Source organism: Maribacter algarum (ex Zhang et al. 2020) (genome assembly GCF_005885635.1).
In the GTDB taxonomy this organism is placed as follows: Bacteria; Bacteroidota; Bacteroidia; order Flavobacteriales; family Flavobacteriaceae; genus Maribacter_C; species Maribacter_C algarum.
Genome location: NZ_VATY01000003.1, coordinates 25,314 through 41,306 on the forward strand (window position 1 = coordinate 25,314; position 15,993 = coordinate 41,306).

General features: G+C 40.5%; 10 protein-coding genes. All 10 read left to right on the top strand.

Annotation, left to right across the window (positions count from 1 at the left end; all coding sequences use genetic code 11):
- The first annotated feature begins 24 nt into the window (after positions 1 to 24).
- The 10 genes from FEE95_RS13965 (at position 25) to FEE95_RS14010 (ending at position 15,968) form a co-directional block, all read left to right on the top strand.
- The gene (locus tag FEE95_RS13965; RefSeq protein ID WP_138658630.1) at positions 25 to 1,743 is read left to right on the top strand and encodes a RagB/SusD family nutrient uptake outer membrane protein; all 1,719 of its coding nucleotides are present in this window, start codon (positions 25 to 27) and stop codon (positions 1,741 to 1,743) included.
- 125 nt (positions 1,744 to 1,868) lie between these two features.
- On the top strand, positions 1,869 to 3,149 hold the full coding sequence (locus FEE95_RS13970; RefSeq protein WP_138658631.1) for an MFS transporter: 1,281 nt from the start codon (positions 1,869 to 1,871) through the stop codon (positions 3,147 to 3,149).
- Between the two features lie 9 nt (positions 3,150 to 3,158).
- Positions 3,159 to 4,316: a mandelate racemase/muconate lactonizing enzyme family protein gene (locus FEE95_RS13975; RefSeq protein ID WP_138658632.1), complete on the top strand. Its 1,158-nt coding sequence runs from the start codon at positions 3,159 to 3,161 to the stop codon at positions 4,314 to 4,316.
- 29 nt (positions 4,317 to 4,345) lie between these two features.
- Complete coding sequence (locus tag FEE95_RS13980) at positions 4,346 to 6,121, top strand: arylsulfatase (protein WP_138658633.1); 1,776 nt, start codon at positions 4,346 to 4,348, stop codon at positions 6,119 to 6,121.
- Between the two features lie 210 nt (positions 6,122 to 6,331).
- The gene (locus FEE95_RS13985) at positions 6,332 to 8,200 is read left to right on the top strand and encodes a CRTAC1 family protein (protein WP_138658634.1); all 1,869 of its coding nucleotides are present in this window, start codon (positions 6,332 to 6,334) and stop codon (positions 8,198 to 8,200) included.
- Between the two features lie 32 nt (positions 8,201 to 8,232).
- Positions 8,233 to 9,903 carry a sulfatase gene (locus FEE95_RS13990; RefSeq protein WP_138658635.1) on the top strand — a complete coding sequence of 557 codons (1,671 nt, stop codon included), beginning with the start codon at positions 8,233 to 8,235 and terminating at the stop codon, positions 9,901 to 9,903.
- Between the two features lie 45 nt (positions 9,904 to 9,948).
- Positions 9,949 to 12,321, top strand: a complete 2,373-nt coding sequence (locus FEE95_RS13995) for a beta-galactosidase (RefSeq protein ID WP_138658636.1) — start codon at positions 9,949 to 9,951, stop codon at positions 12,319 to 12,321.
- 4 nt (positions 12,322 to 12,325) lie between these two features.
- On the top strand, positions 12,326 to 13,804 hold the full coding sequence (locus FEE95_RS14000; protein WP_138658637.1) for a sulfatase-like hydrolase/transferase: 1,479 nt from the start codon (positions 12,326 to 12,328) through the stop codon (positions 13,802 to 13,804).
- Complete coding sequence (galK, locus tag FEE95_RS14005) at positions 13,801 to 14,928, top strand: galactokinase (protein WP_138658638.1); 1,128 nt, start codon at positions 13,801 to 13,803, stop codon at positions 14,926 to 14,928. Before FEE95_RS14000 ends, galK begins: the two co-directional genes overlap by 4 nt.
- The gene (locus FEE95_RS14010; protein WP_138659186.1) at positions 14,928 to 15,968 is read left to right on the top strand and encodes a UDP-glucose--hexose-1-phosphate uridylyltransferase; all 1,041 of its coding nucleotides are present in this window, start codon (positions 14,928 to 14,930) and stop codon (positions 15,966 to 15,968) included. Before galK ends, FEE95_RS14010 begins: the two co-directional genes overlap by 1 nt.
- Positions 15,969 to 15,993 lie beyond the last annotated feature (25 nt).

The window sequence follows — 15,993 nt, forward strand, 5'->3', positions numbered from 1 at the left end:
TATTGAATAAAAAAAATAAAAATTATGAATCAGACAAAGAAAATGTTTTTACTTCTTGTTTCAGTTTTAACAATAACAAGTTGTGAAGATGTATTAGACACGGATAATCTTGGCGCCTATTCGGAAGACACCGTATATAGTGACCCTGACCTGTTAGAAAGAGTGGTTTTTTCTGCTTACAATAGTACAGAAGGATGGGCTCTGAATAAAACCATTTGGTGGTCGAGAAGATATAACATTGAAGCGGGCTCCTTTGAAGCTAAATTCAACTTTAGGGATTTGGATAGATTGCGTTTAAGAGGCAATGGATGGACCGCTCAAAATGAAGGGGATTTTAGAAATAAATGGCGCGATAATTTTCGTTTTATTAACGAAATCAATCAATTTTTAGACAATGTAGACGATAGTCAGGCGATGGCTGATGACCCAGAAAAAGTAAATTCCTTAAAAGCGGAAATGAAATTTTTAAGAGCCAATATTTACACGAAAATGATAAAAATGTATGGTGGGGTTCCTATTTTTACCACGGCCTTCGGATTAGATTCAGATTTCGATGTTACCAGGAATACGTATGAGGAATGTGTGGATTTTATCGTAAAAGAATTAGATGAGGCCGCTGCTGTCCTACCTGAAACCAGACCAGCAGGAGAGTTTGGAAGAGCCACTAAATTGGCGGCTTTGGCTGTTAAGAGTAGAACATTGCTTTTTGCCGCAAGTAGTCTGCATGATTCCTCTACTGAACCTAGCGGGCCGCTATACGATTATTCAAAAGCAACCAAATGGCAAGACGCAGCAGACGCTGCCAAAGAAATAATAGATATCGTTGGAGCCAAAGATTTAATCGCTACACCTGATGCACAGTCCTACAGGAATTTATTCTTGTCACCAAATGAGGATATATTATTTGCAAGGGCTTACGGCGGTGATTTATATGATTTTGGATTAGATGCCAATTCTTTGATAGACCAAACACAATCACCACCTGGTTATGGCGGTTGGGCGATATCTTCGCCAAGTCACAATTTCGCGTTGGAGTTTAATATGGCCGATGGCACTTCTACTGATGGTGCAACTTTTGACCCTGCAGATCCAAATGCTAATAGAGAGATGAGGTATTATGCGATTTTAAATTTTCAAGGAGCTAATTTTAGAGGGCGTCCTATTGATTATGCCTTGTCACCAGATAATCCCGCCCTACATGGTTTAGATTCTCCGGAAGGTTCTACTGCTGGTAGCCCAGGTAATGATTTACACTCTTCTAAAACCGGTTATAACATCAGGAAATTTCATAATGAAAGTTTAGCATCTATAAATGAGACTACTCCTGGCAGACCCTATATTCTATATCGTTTGGCAGAAATTTATCTAAATTATGCAGAAGCAAAAGCAGAACTAGGAGATGAAGTGGAAGCGCTTGCCTTCTTAAATAAAGTTTCTACCCGAGCCTTGCAGCCGGAGATAACTGCGTCCGGTACGGATTTATTGGAAGCAATTAAAAGGGAAAGAAGAATTGAACTCGCTTTTGAGGGTCATAACTTTTGGGACGAAAGAAGATGGATGAATACTGAACATTTAGGTTTTGACATCAAAGGCCTACAATGGGAGAAAGATGCCACAGGTAATTTAACCCATACCGAATATACAGTTGTTACAAGACCTTGGTTTGATAAGCAGTATTATTTGCCAATTCCTAATAATGAGATTTTAAAAGCACCCTCTTTAATTCAGAATGCCGGATATTAATTAACTTTCTTTAATTACCAAAGTTAGCGTTATAAATACCGGAGGTTTACCTCTGGTATTTTTTTTACGCTGTAATGCTTTATTTCAAACAACCGCTTTCTAAAGCAGTTAAGCACCGAATTAAAATGGCAAAAAAAAGACGTAACATTTTAGCATTGATTTTTGGTGCCGTTGTTATCAATTATTTAGATAGAACAAATATTTCAGTGGCCGCCCCCGCCATCAGTGAAGACTTAGAACTGAGTTCGGTTCAATTGGGACTCATATTTTCAGCCTTCGCTTGGACGTATGCCGCACTGCAAATTCCCGGGGGAATCGTAGTTGACAAAGTTGGCACACGATTGCTTTATAGTATTATGCTATTCTTTTGGTCCATCGCTACCCTAATTCAAGGCTTTGTCAATTCTTTTGTTGTACTGTTAGGTCTTCGCGCCAGCATCGGTATTTTCGAAGCTCCGGCTTACCCTGCCAATAATGCCATCGTGACCAAATGGTTTCCTGAAAATGAAAGGGCATCGGCAATTGCCATTTATACCTCTGGACAATTTATTGGTTTAGCACTCTTATTTCCAGTGCTTGCGGTTATTCAAGACCAACTCGGTTGGCGCGGTCTCTTTATTGTTTCGGGACTTTTAGGTATTGTTTATGCTGTAGTCTGGTACTTTTTCTATCGCGACCCTCAAGACCATAAGACCGTTTCAAAAGACGAACTTAATTTAATCGAAAAAGGGGGCGGACTCGCCTTAAGCAAAGGGAAAGCTATGGAGAAAACAAAATTTAACTGGTCCGATTTAGCGGAAGCTTTCAAATATAAAAAATTATGGGGTGTATACCTTGGTCAGTTTTGTCTTGGTTCCGTATCTATATTTTTCTTGACATGGTTTCCGACCTATTTAGTCGAATATCGTGGTCTGGATTTTATCAAATCAGGTTTTTTGGCTTCTGTTCCTTTTTTGGCGGCTTTTGTTGGAGTGCTATTAGCGGGGTTTACTTCTGATTATCTGGTAAAAAAAGGATATTCAGTAGAAGTTTCTAGAAAAGCACCCGTACTCTGCGGACTTTTACTATCCGTATCTGTAATCGGAGCCAATTTTACCGATGACACCTTTTATATCATTTTCTTTTTGGCCTTGGCTTTTTTTGGGAATGGTCTAGCATCAATTACCTGGGTATTTGTGTCGCTTATGGCGCCAAAACATCTGATTGGTCTGGTAGGAGGTGTATTTAACTTAATTGGTGGGCTTTCGGCCGTAGTCGTTCCAGTTATGATTGGCTTTTTGGTAAAGGATGGTGATTTTAGTCCCGCATTATATTTTATCGGGGGAATAACCCTTTTGGGTTTTTTATCTTTCCTTCTGGTTGTAGGAGAAGTAAAACGAATTGAAATCGACGACCCATTGAAATAACTAATACTTATGAAAATTACCGCTGTAAAAACATTTCCCATCAACATTGGTTTTGGAAGCCAATTGGTTATCAAAATAGAAACCGATACCGGAATTTACGGTTGGGGTGCATCCGGACTTTCAGGAAGGGAGTTCGCCGTTATGGGTGCCATTGACCATTTCCGCCCGAATATAGTTGGAAAAGACCCCAATCAAATTGGCGCCATTTGGCAAGATTTGTATCGCGGTCAGTATTTTGAAGGCGGTCGTGTACTAACAGCTGCAATTTCAGCTATCGATATTGCATTATATGATATCAAAGGAAAAGCTTTGGGTGTTCCCGTCTATGAACTTTTAGGGGGAAAACAACGAGATTATGTCGATTGTTTTGCTTCTCTACGTTTTACTTCGGAAGAAGAACTACTGACCAGAGCAAAAATTTTAATCAAGGAGGGATGGAATGTCCTTCGCCTCGCTCCTGCTGAGTATGAAGCTAACAGCAAAGGCACTTTTGAACCCCGCGAGTCTATTGCCAAGGTTGCCAAATGGGTAATGCGATTGCGAAAGGAAGTGGGTAGTGCACCTACCATTGGCATCGATTACCACCATCGCTTGACTGCAGCAGAAACGTTTTCTTTTATGGCTAAAATGCCGCAAGGAACGCTTGATTTCATAGAAGAACCTATTCGTGATGAAACTTCTGAGGCTTATGAAAGTCTTCGTAAAATGATAAATGTGCCCTTTGCCATTGGCGAAGAATTTGCAAGTAAATGGCAGTTCTTGCCCTATATCGAAAGAGGCATAACCCAATTTGCCAGAGTTGATGTCTGTAATGTTGGCGGAATCACTGAGGCTATGAAGGTCGCTGCCATGGCTGAAGCACACTATATCGATTTAATGCCGCACAATCCCCTAGGGCCAATTTGTACGGCAGCATCCATTCACTTGGCTGCTGCGTGTCCGAATGTCGCTTGGTTGGAAGAGGTCAATACGCCTGCCGAACAACCAGGCACCAATAGCAAAGAATTTTACCCCGAACAACCCGAATTAGATGGCGCTCGCTATATCGTTTCTACTGCACCAGGCTTGGGGGTTGATTTTAATGAAGAACTTGTGCTCTCCAAAAAATTTGAACCAGTTGAAACACCCCGATTAAAAAGGGGCGATGGCTCCTACACCAATTGGTAAAAATGAAGTATGTATTAAAGAACTATAGTATGAAACTAAAAAGAGAATTTTCCTTACTTGTATTTTTTGTTCTATGGATATCTTTTTTTGTGCAGGCCCAAGACCGACCAAATATCATCCTTATGATGAGTGATGACCAAGGGTATGGCGATATTGGCGCACACGGAAATCCGTATTTAAAAACACCCAATATTGAGGCTATTGGAGAAGAAGGGGTAGAAATGACCCATTTTTTTGCCTACCCCAATTGCTCTGCTTCCCGCGCAGCGATTTTAACGGGGCGCTACCCGTACAGAACTGGTGTAACGGCAGTTACTCAGGTGGACCATTTTATGAATACCCAAGAAACGACCATTGCTGAAATTTTGAGCGATAATGGCTACCGAACAGGAATTTTCGGAAAATGGCATCTGGGCGATAATGCGCCAATGCGACCCACCGACCAAGGTTTTCAAGAAGCTTTGGTGCATAAAGGTGGAGGAATCGGTCAAGCAGCAGGACCAGCAGGTAACACCTATTTTGACCCTATTCTCGAGCACAATAATGTCTCCAAAAAGTATGAAGGCTATTGTGATGATATCTTTACCGATGCTGCCATTGATTTTATAAGTAAAAAGGGGAAACAGCCTTTTTTCGCCTATTTGGCGACCAATCTGCCGCACTTTCCGTTGCAAGTCCCTGATGAGAAAGCGCAGCCTTTCCGCGAAATGGGTTTGCATGAAGACAATGCATTGACCTACGGAATGTTGGATAATATTGATGGTAATGTGGGTCGGGTTTTAAAGCGATTGAAAAAATTAGGCATCGAAGAAAACACTATAGTTATTTTCCTATCGGATAATGGTCCACGGACTCGACGGACAAAAAATGATACGTATCCTGGCCGGTGGGTTGCTAATTTAAGGGGGACAAAAACAAGTGCTTACGATAATGGAATTCGGGTTCCATTTTATGTGAAATGGCCCAAAGCTTTCAAAAAGGGAATCACTACCAACCAAATGGGAACGGCCATCGATATTCTACCTACGCTATTAGATGCGTGTAACATTCCTGTTACAAAAGAATTGAAGGTTGATGGTCAATCACTACTACCACTGTGGAAAGGCGAAACCAATACTTTAAAGAAGCGGACGTATTTTGTACAAATGCACTACGGCCCTACTCCGTTTAAATACATGCACTTTTCTGCCAGAACGCAAAAATATAAATTGGTTAGTCCTCATAATTTCCCGCACGGTATCGTACATCAACCTACCGATTTTGAACTAAAAAACGTCCTGAAAAATCTTGAGTTATACGATGTTGAAAACGACCCAAGTGAACGAAAAAACATCGCAGGACAACATCCTGAGATTGTTGACCAACTATTGGAAGAATATGATACTTGGTTTGATGAAGTTACCGAAGAGCGCGATGCGAGCGGCATTCAACGCATCCACTTAGGAACCAAGGCGCAGTTGCATACCAATTTATCACGTTTTGATTGGGGCGGCCCCAGAGTCATTTCTCGTTTTGATTATGGCGGACCAAGAGTTATCGAGGACAATCAATTAGGGTATTGGCAAGTAACCACCGAAGCAGGCAATTATGAGGTTTCGTATGACCTTCCAGAAGTTCCTAAGGATGGAATAGCACACTTAAAATATAATGACATTCACTTAAAACAAGCGATTAGCAAAGGGCAAAAAAAGGTTGTTTTTAAGGATGTGCAATTACCAAAGGGCGAAGGAAATTTTCACGCCTATTTTAAAACAGACCGTTTGGCAACAGGACCTCTTTTTGTGGATATTACTAAAACCAAATAAGGGTAGTACTTTTAAGCTGCCTATTTTTAAAACCTGCCTTTTTGAGGGGTAAAATAGTGTAACTGTTGGTTAAAAATGACGCCCCTGGTGCTACTGTATTTTAGTTACTTGTATTAGCTTGTATTGCGTTTGTAACAACCCATCAAAAAAGGCTAAGGGCAGACCAATGCACTGTTTAAATTATAATAATCGCCAAAACCAAGAATACCAATGAATTTGAAAACACCGATTTTAAAAGTGCTTTGCTTCTGTCTTTTGGTATTTATTTCTGTTACATCCTCAGCGCAAATACAGAAAGAAGCTTCAGTGCAGTTTGATGAAGTTTTTAAAGAATTCCCTAGAAAAGAAAAAGACCTCAGAAAATGGGACTCCCCCGTTGTGGCAGATTTAGACCAAGACGGTTATCCTGATTTAATTTTGAATGACCACGGACTAGGCATCAATATTTCATGGAACAACAAAGGAAAGTTCGCCAAACCCTACGACCTGATTATGGGCGATATTCACGGGGTTTCAGTTGGGGATTTTGATAAGGACGGTAATTTGGAATTGATTCTTTCCCGCGGCGGCGGTTCGGGTGCTAATGCCCGCAACTCCAAAATGTATCGTGTTGGCAAAAACCGAGAATTTACTGCACTCCCAGATTTTGATGTCCCTTTGGAAATGATGCGCGGGCGTACTGTTAAATTCTTTGATGGTAACAATAATGGGCATTTAGATTTAATCAACTTCGCTTTTCCATCCAAAGAAAAAAAAGGAAAAAGCGAAAACTATATCTATGAGAATAATGGCAACGGACAACTAGTTTTAAACGGCACTATTCCGTCAATAAAAAAAGATGGTCAAAAAACGCTGTTGACCGATTTTAATAATGACCACATTGCAGATATTGTTCTGTTTGGCGATGGTCCAATTAAAGCCTACCAAGGCGATGGAAAGCTCAACTTTACTGAGGTTACCAATACAATTCTTTCCAAAGAAATAAACCATGCTACTGCTATTGCAGAACTGGATTTTGATAACGACGGCGATATGGACTTATATATAGCCCGCGGTAAAGAATTTGAAATTGGGGAAACTTTTTATAACAAGACCACCAAAACCTGGGGGTTTTTCAGCAGAAGAGGAAAGTCTGAGTTTAAAGATATTCTTGTGGGCGATGTATTGCAAATGCATAATTTTCAGAGCCAATGGCCTTTTAATGACGCCTATTATATTGGCGAATCGGCCTACACTTATGAGTTTCCGGGAGAAACGCATTCTGGGAAAAACATTCGTTTGGTAAATAGCAATGCTTTGGGTTTTCCGGATAATTTAAATGAAGACGGTGGTATTCATGTAGGATACGTTGGGAACGAGAAATGGCGCATTGCTGTTGATACATGGTCGCCAACTACTGGGACTGTAAAGGGAGTTTTGGACTATCCTAAGTATGAACATCCAGCGGGACTCTCCGATATCCTTTTAGAAAATAAAAATGGTACCTATATCAATGTAAGTACAAAGATGGGCTTCATAGAAAAAGAGCATACGGTTGGTGTTTCAATTGCCGATATGGATAATAATGGCTATCCTGATATTTTGGTGGTTAAAAGAGGTAATCTAGTTTTTGAGAACGAGGCGCTTTTGTATCTCAATCAAAATGGAAAGACCTTTTCAAAAGCTCAAAATCATGGTATTACTACCGCAGATATGGGCGCAGTGGGCATGGCCCTAGAAGTATTGGACTATGATTTGGATGGCGATATGGATGCTATTCTCGGCAATGAGCGCGGCAAATGGCATTTATTTCAAAACAATACCCCAGAAAATAAATCCGTAACAATAACCATCGACCACTCCCCTTCTAAAAAAGCGACTGCCTTGGGCGCAGTGGTTACGGTAAAAGGATGCACAGGAAAACAAACCAAACGTATTGGCAGCTCTGGCTCGCAATACTCGCTAAGTTTCGATACCAATGTTCACTTTGGGCTGGGTGCATGTTCAAAAGCTGTTACCGTGGAAGTCCGTTGGACGAATGGAGAAACCAAAAAAATGAAAATAACGAACGGGAAAACTACTATAAACATTGGTAGTTAAATTCAGATGATTCTTATAAATTGATATATAAAATGACCAAATTCTTGAATCAATATTCGCAACAATTTCTGCTTATCGCACTAGTGTCCTTGGTTTTTCTAGGATGTAAAAATTCAACTGAACAACCCAAAGAAGAACCTGCAAAAAAGCCGAATATTTTATTTATTGCAATAGATGATTTACGGCCTGAATTGGGTGCTTACGGTTCAGAAATTGCCATTACGCCAAATATGGATGCCTTAGCGGCAGACGGACTCCTTTTCAACAACGCCTATTGCCAAGAAGCAATTTGCAGTCCGTCTCGAGCAAGTATCATGACCGGCGCACGACCGGAAACCATCAATGTGATTGAGAATTTTACCTACTTCCGTGATGAGAATCCAGATATTGTTACCCTTCCGCAACACCTTTGGGCAAACGGTTACGAAACTGTGTATACGGGTAAAATTTTCCATCCTGGATATACCGATGAAGAAAAATCATGGAGTAGAAAACCCTATTCGGGACCGGATGTTTCTCCAATTCCTAAAAGAATACGTGGTTACGTTTTAGAGGAAAATCAAGAAATGTTCAAGAAAAACCGAGAAGAAGTTATTGCCAAATATGGTAAGAACGCCCCAAGAAATGGTTTAGGAAAAGGCCCTTCGTATGAATTTGCCGACGCGCCAGACCATACCTATGACGACGGTCACAGCACCGATTTAGCTATTGCGACGATGAAAGAAATGGCTGGCGAAGACAAACCCTTCTTTTTAGGGCTAGGCTTTAAAAAACCACATTTGGAATGGATTGCCCCAAAAAAATATTGGGATATGTACGAGGGAGTCGATATGCAAATGACCGATTTAGACCAAGGCCCGAAAGATGGCGCTGCAATGGGATTACATGCCTCCTTTGAGTTACGCGCCCGAGCGGATATTCCTAATTATGGCAACATTCCTGCTGAGCAAGCCAAAAACTTAAAACGTGCCTATTTGGCAACCGTAAGTTATGTAGATGCGCAGATAGGCAAAATGCTAAAAGCCTTGGAAGCAGAAGGACTCAAAGAAAATACCATAGTAATGCTATGGAGCGACCACGGCTGGCATTTGGGCGATATGGGCATTTGGGGCAAGGCCACCAACTATGAAATTGCAACCCGTGTTCCCTTGATAGTTTCTCCGCCCAACATGCCAAAGGAAGTCCGAGGAAAAAAGACAGATGCCTTAGTAGAATTGGTTGACATGTACCCCACGCTCTGTGATATGGTAGGAATCCCGATTCCAGAGCATACTGAAGGACAAAGTTTTAAACCCTTATTGAGCAATCCGGAACAAGCTTGGAAAACGGCTGCATTTATGCAGTTTCCGAATCCCGCATTACGAGAATGGGCAGCAAACCCATTATCTCCGGGAATGCGTGAAACTTATTTCGGAAAGCTCTTAAAAGATGTAGAAGCCCGCATCAAAGTACAACAAGGAGATACCTGGGATAGAGATTTGTTTGAGAATCGATTAATGGGCTATTCCATGCGTACGGCAGACCACAGATTTACGGTTTGGAAAGACTATACAAACCCAGAGGCAGCTCCTATTTTCTTTGAACTCTATGACCATAAAACAGACCCTAATGAAACGGTAAATATTGCCAATGACCAACCTGAACTCGTTGCTAGCCTATTGGAGCAATTTAATAAAGGATGGGAAGGAAATCTCGCAAAATAATACCATTTCAACAACAAATAACACCAGCTATTTAAAACATAAAAAATGATAAAAAAGAGAAGTTCAGCTATATTGAGTTTGTTAATGCTAGCACTATTCATTGCCTGCGAAGCACAAAAAACGCTGGAAGAAGAAGCTTTGGCGAAAATTGAAACCTTAGAATCTTTGATGGCAGAAGCCAAAGAAAAAGACATTGATGTGCAACGTGAGGAGACCGTGCTTTGGTTTTCGAATCAGTTTATAAAATTTGCCAATTGGGATGAAGCCAATAAGGATGCCATTGAAAAATTGTATGGCTATGAGCGTTATTACGCCCCGAACAAGGCACAATTAGCGGCAGAATTACCCGATTTTGAGCGTAAAAAAGTCATTGAAATTTTAGATCACGGGATTGCGGAGTTAAAAAAAGAACTCGCAGGTGAAATAACCCGAAGACCTGTTAATACGGTTGATTGGCAAAACGCCAAGGCAGGCGATAATATGTTTGTGAGCAATGGAAAACCATCCTTCCCTTACGACTATTTCTCTAAAACTGTTGGGCAACCCTTGACCAATGAAGAGGTGTACAATGACCATTTGGGAGCGATTTATCACGGTGGCGAAAACTTATATCCGGTAGACCATGACCGTGCTATAAATTCCTTCTTATTGAATGAAGATGGCACCTTTGATGAAGAATTAATGCAAGAACTTACAGGTATTCCTGATACCAATATTGGCTTTTTGATTTACTGGTCTATGGGTATTCCGGAATGGGTGGAAGCCAAGGAACCTGAAATTAGAAAAGGGCGTTCTTTATTTACTGGTTTTGATATTGATAATCCCCTCGCACGTGATGTTTGGGGGAAAATTATCCGTAAAACGGGGGAATTGACCAAAGGAAAAAAGGTCACAGAACTAGGTTATATTTTCGCCAATGAACCGCATTGGTATTCTGAAAAAGGCCACTGGACAGGCAAGTACCAAGAGATGAATGCCATTTCATCGTATACTTTGAATAAATTCAGAAGCTGGTTAAAAAACAAATACGAAGGCAATCTAAAAGCACTGAATGCCAACTGGGAAAGTAATTTCAAAAGTTTTGAAACAGTTGAGATTGAAATCCCTATGGATATCGCCCTAACGGGAAAACCCATCTGGTATGATTGGAATAGATATCACATGGATAGAACTACCGACTGGTTTACCTTCAACCAAGACAATCTGCATGCTGTGAATCCGGAAGCGGATACCCACATTAAAATATTCCCAAGAACTTTTTACGAAGATTCTCGTTCGCACGGAATGGATATTGAAGCCCTAACCGAATTAACCACCATGATAGGCCATGATGCCAAAGCTTTGGGTAGTAAAAGTATTCGACCGCATATTAATTCTGATTTCATCAAAAAGTATGCGTACAAGTGGGACGGTATGGCTATTTTACATGACTTTTTGGAATCTGTTAGTCCGGATAAAATCAATGTAAACTCAGAATCGCATTTCCTTTCTTCGGGGCAGTGGCGTGACTTAAATGCTCGTACCAGTTATGTTCGAAATGTCTATTGGTTATCTACCCTAATGGGTATGGATGCCAATATGGGATGGTTTTGGGCACGTGACCCAGATGGTTCTCCAGAAGACCGTTTAGAGGGAGAATTGAATTTCTTTGACCCCGGTTTAGGGGGTGCCTATGCAGGTTCAAATAATATGCAACCGCATATCGCTAATGAGGTAACACAAGTGATGTATGATTTAAATACGTTTTCTGAAGAAATCATTGCCCTGCGTGAGCAAAAGCGTCCGTTGCGTTTATTTTATTCAGAAACCTCAGCGATTAATACGGCTGATTATATGACAGAAGCCACTAAACTATATAAGTCGCTCTTTTTTGAAGGTTTACCGTTGGGCTTTGTCACCAAGAACATTATCGAAAAACAAGGCAATAGTACTTGGAATACCGTAGTGGTATACAAAAGCAAGTTTGTAACCGATACCGAATTTGCAGCCCTACAAACCTATTTAGATAATGGAGGTACTGTAATTTTAGATTCCGAAGAAAGTCTCTCAATGAATGAATACGGGAAAAAACGGAGTCAAAAACTATCCGCAGGAAAAGGGAAACTCATTCCTCTAAATGGCGCTGCGGTTGAAGAAATTAAAAAAACAGCTTTGGCTGAAGTTGCCGACCAAATGCCAGAGGTTCGGGTTACTTCTGATAATGGGGAAATTTTTAAAACCACCATATCTCGAGTAGTAAAACAAGAAGATGGTTCGTACCTCGTTAATTTGTTGAATGTAGGTCATAATGCTGCGAAAATAAAATTGGAACTCGCTTCTGGCGCTGCTATGAAGATTACAAATTTAATGACCTCCAATCCGGTTGAAGCAGAATTTAGTTTGGCTTCAGAAGAAGTATTGCTTTTGGAGATAAAATAATAATATGTACGTAAAGTTAAAAACACCTTTAATAGCCTATTTTCTATTAATAAGCTTCGTTGCTTGTAAAGAAAAGCAAAAGCTTACAGAAAACTCAACAGTTGATAATAGACCTAACATAATTCTGGTCATCACCGATGATTTAGGTTATTCTGATGTAGGTTTTAATGGGGCCAAGGATATTTCAACTCCTAATCTTGATGAACTGGCGCGCAACGGTACCATTTTTTCCTCGGCTTACGTAGCGCATCCATTTTGCGGCCCTAGTCGGGCGGCGTTGATGACTGGCCGCTATCCGCACACCATAGGCTCGCAATTTAACCTACCCGCCAATAGTGAAGTGCATGTGGGTAAAGGGATTACCTTAGAAGAAACCTTTATGAGCAAGATGTTGCAAGATGCCGGTTATTATACCAGTGCGGTAGGTAAATGGCATTTAGGTGCGGTTCCTAAGTACCATCCTAACGACAGGGGCTTCAATGATTTTTATGGATTTTTAGGGGGAGGTCATAAATATTTTCCAGAAGAGTATACAGCTAAATATACAAAGCAAAAAGCGGCAGGAAGGGAAGTCATTTTTGACTATCTAAAACCTTTGGAACATAATGGAAAAATCATTGAAAATCCAACTGAATATTTAACGGATGAGCTTTCCCGTAAAGCAATCGATTTTGTAAACGTAGCAAGTAAGAAGGATAGTCCTTTCTTTATGTATTTGGCCTATAATGCTCCGCACGTTCCCTTGGAAGCTAAAGAAGAAGATTTAAAGATATTTGAACATATTGAGGACACGGACAGAAGAACTTATGCGGCAATGGTTTATGCCGTCGACCGAGGAATTGGAGACTTGGCAAGGGCTCTTAAGCTAAATGGAGAATATGACAATACGCTAGTTGTTTTTTTAAGCGATAACGGTGGTCATACGGGGAAGGGGGCTACCAACAATCCGCTTACTGGACGTAAGGGAGATACTTGGGAAGGTGGGTATCGTGTTCCTATGCTCTTCCATTGGCCAAAGAAGGTTGCTCAGGGAAAAATATTTTCCTACCCTGTCTCCGCTCTGGATTTTTATCCAACTTTTGCCCATTTGGCAAAAGCGGAAATACCAAGTTCTAAAATACTTGACGGAAGAAATGTATGGGAAGCGATTGGCAACGACCAAAATTTCAGAAAAGATGAAATGGTATTTGTACTGAGACATCGCGAGGGGTACAGTGATGTAGGCGTTCGTCAAAATCAGTTTAAGGCGCTAAAGACAAATCAAAATAAATGGCAGTTGTTTGACATTGGTGTTGACATTGGTGAAACCAATGATATTAGCGAGCAACACCCTGAACAGCTAAAAAAAATGGTTGCAGCTGTAGAAAAATGGAGTAAATCCCATACAAAACCCCAATGGTTTGACCCCGAAGAATTAAGTATAGATTGGAAAGAAAAACAAATGGGGGAGTTTGGAAGTACCTTTAAATTGGAAATGAAATGATCGAGGCAAATGGTAATCAATTAATTCTTCGCTCCCCTGGCAGAATCAATTTGATCGGTGAGCATGTAGATTATAATGATGGTTTTGTGCTACCAGCGGCCATTGACAAGAGCATCACAATGACACTTAGGAAAAATGGCTCCAAAAGTCGCTGTACTATTAAGAGCAAAGGTTTTGATAGTGTTTTGGTTGCAGACCTTTACAGTCTCAAACCTGGAACTGAGGGCTGGCACAATTATGCTTTAGGTGTTTTGCACGAAATACAAGTATTGAATCCGGGATTGAAAGGATTCGACTGTGAGATGGAATCGAATGTTCCAGTTGGTTCTGGTGTCAGCTCATCAGCGGCATTGGAATGTGGTTTAGCCTTTGGTCTAAATGAGCTCTTTGAATTGGGATTTGACAAATTGGAATTGATAAAAATCGGTCAGAATGCCGAGCACAATTTTGTGGGTACAAAATGTGGAATCATGGACCAGTTTGCCTCTGTTATGGGGAAAGAGAATCATGCCATGCTTTTAGACTGTCAATCGTTGCACTTTGAATATATCCCAATAAAACTAGAGCCTTACCGACTGTTAATGCTCAATACCAATGTTTCCCACAATCTTTCCACGGGAGAATATAATATAAGACGTGAACAATGTGAAGAAGGACTGGAACTACTTGTAAAAAAATATGGTATTGAAAGCTCGTTTAGAGATGTTTCCATGAAAAAATTGGATGAATCAAAAAAGGAACTAGGACCAATCATCTATAATCGCTGTTCTTATGTTGTTGAAGAAATCAGAAGGGTGCAAGAAGCGGTTGCGGCTCTTAAAAATGATAATCTTGGATTATTTGGTCGACTCATGTTTGAAACCCATCGGGGCCTGAGCAAAAAATACGAAGTCAGTTGCCCAGAGTTGGATTTTCTCGTAGAGTTGGCCAAGACCGAACCTCAAATACTAGGGGCTAGAATGATGGGTGGAGGTTTTGGCGGATGCACCCTAAATATCATTCATAAAAGAAGTGTCGATTATTTTATTAACAAGGTTTCGGTGGCTTACAGGAATAAATTTGGAATAGATCTTTCATATTTTGTAACCGTGCCAAGCGATGGTACCTATTTAATCGAGGAATGATGAAGTTAGACCTTAACGAACAACCTCACAGACGTTATAATATCCTGACTGGAGAATGGGTATTGGTCTCTCCTCACAGAACAAAGAGACCATGGCAAGGGAAGCAAGAAAAGACAGTAACCGATGATTGGCCTTCCTATGACAAAGCTTGCTATTTATGTCCTGGAAATGAAAGAGCTAGCGGGGATATCAATCCAAAATATACATCAGTCTATAGTTTTAAAAACGACTTTTCCGCGCTTTTGGAAGACACTCCATCGACAACAGTTGAAGATGGCCTTTTAGTCGCAAAAGGAGAAAAGGGCATTTGTAAAGTGGTCTGTTTTTCACCTAATCATTCGTTGACTTTACCACTTATGTCGGTTCCTAGTATTGAAGATGTTATTACTATTTGGCAAAAGGAGTTTGATGAACTAGGAGCTATAAGGGATATTAATTATGTTCAAATTTTTGAAAACAAGGGAGCTTTAATGGGTTGTAGTAACCCACATCCACATGGGCAAATTTGGTCCCAGAATTCAATTCCCCAAGAGGCTGTAAAAAAAGGGGAACAACAATTGAGGTATTGGCAAACCAATACAAAAAGTCTTTTAGGGGACTATTTAAAACAAGAAATAAAAGCCAACGAGCGCATCATCTGGCAAGATGAATACTTCATAGCGGTTGTTCCCTATTGGGCCATATGGCCATATGAAGTCATTATAGCACCTAAAAGGCATTTTCAAAGAATAACAGATTTGACGGATAAAGAAAAAGCGAGCTTCGCAATGGCCATAAAAGTTATCACCACCAAATATGATAATCTTTTTGAAACATCATTTCCTTATTCTTCGGGTATTCATCAAGCACCTACTAATGGGTTAGCATATGACGAATGGCATTTGCATATGTCATTTTATCCACCATTATTACGTTCAGCTACAATTAAGAAATTTATGGTGGGGTATGAAATGTTTGCAAACCCTCAACGTGATATCACAGCTGAACAGGCTGCGCAAACGCTACGGTCCTTATCTAAAACTCATTACCTTTCTTCTTAAAATAAGTATTGCTTTAAAAATATGC

Bases quoted from the DNA above. Each gene is read 5' to 3' on its own strand.
- FEE95_RS13965 (WP_138658630.1), top strand. From the start codon at position 25: ATGAATCAGACAAAGAAAATGTTTTTACTTCTTGTTTCAGTTTTAACA.
- FEE95_RS13970 (WP_138658631.1), top strand. From the start codon at position 1,869: ATGGCAAAAAAAAGACGTAACATTTTAGCATTGATTTTTGGTGCCGTT.
- FEE95_RS13975 (WP_138658632.1), top strand. From the start codon at position 3,159: ATGAAAATTACCGCTGTAAAAACATTTCCCATCAACATTGGTTTTGGA.
- FEE95_RS13980 (WP_138658633.1), top strand. From the start codon at position 4,346: ATGAAACTAAAAAGAGAATTTTCCTTACTTGTATTTTTTGTTCTATGG.
- FEE95_RS13985 (WP_138658634.1), top strand. From the start codon at position 6,332: ATGAATTTGAAAACACCGATTTTAAAAGTGCTTTGCTTCTGTCTTTTG.
- FEE95_RS13990 (WP_138658635.1), top strand. From the start codon at position 8,233: ATGACCAAATTCTTGAATCAATATTCGCAACAATTTCTGCTTATCGCA.
- FEE95_RS13995 (WP_138658636.1), top strand. From the start codon at position 9,949: ATGATAAAAAAGAGAAGTTCAGCTATATTGAGTTTGTTAATGCTAGCA.
- FEE95_RS14000 (WP_138658637.1), top strand. From the start codon at position 12,326: ATGTACGTAAAGTTAAAAACACCTTTAATAGCCTATTTTCTATTAATA.
- galK (WP_138658638.1), top strand. From the start codon at position 13,801: ATGATCGAGGCAAATGGTAATCAATTAATTCTTCGCTCCCCTGGCAGA.
- FEE95_RS14010 (WP_138659186.1), top strand. From the start codon at position 14,928: ATGAAGTTAGACCTTAACGAACAACCTCACAGACGTTATAATATCCTG.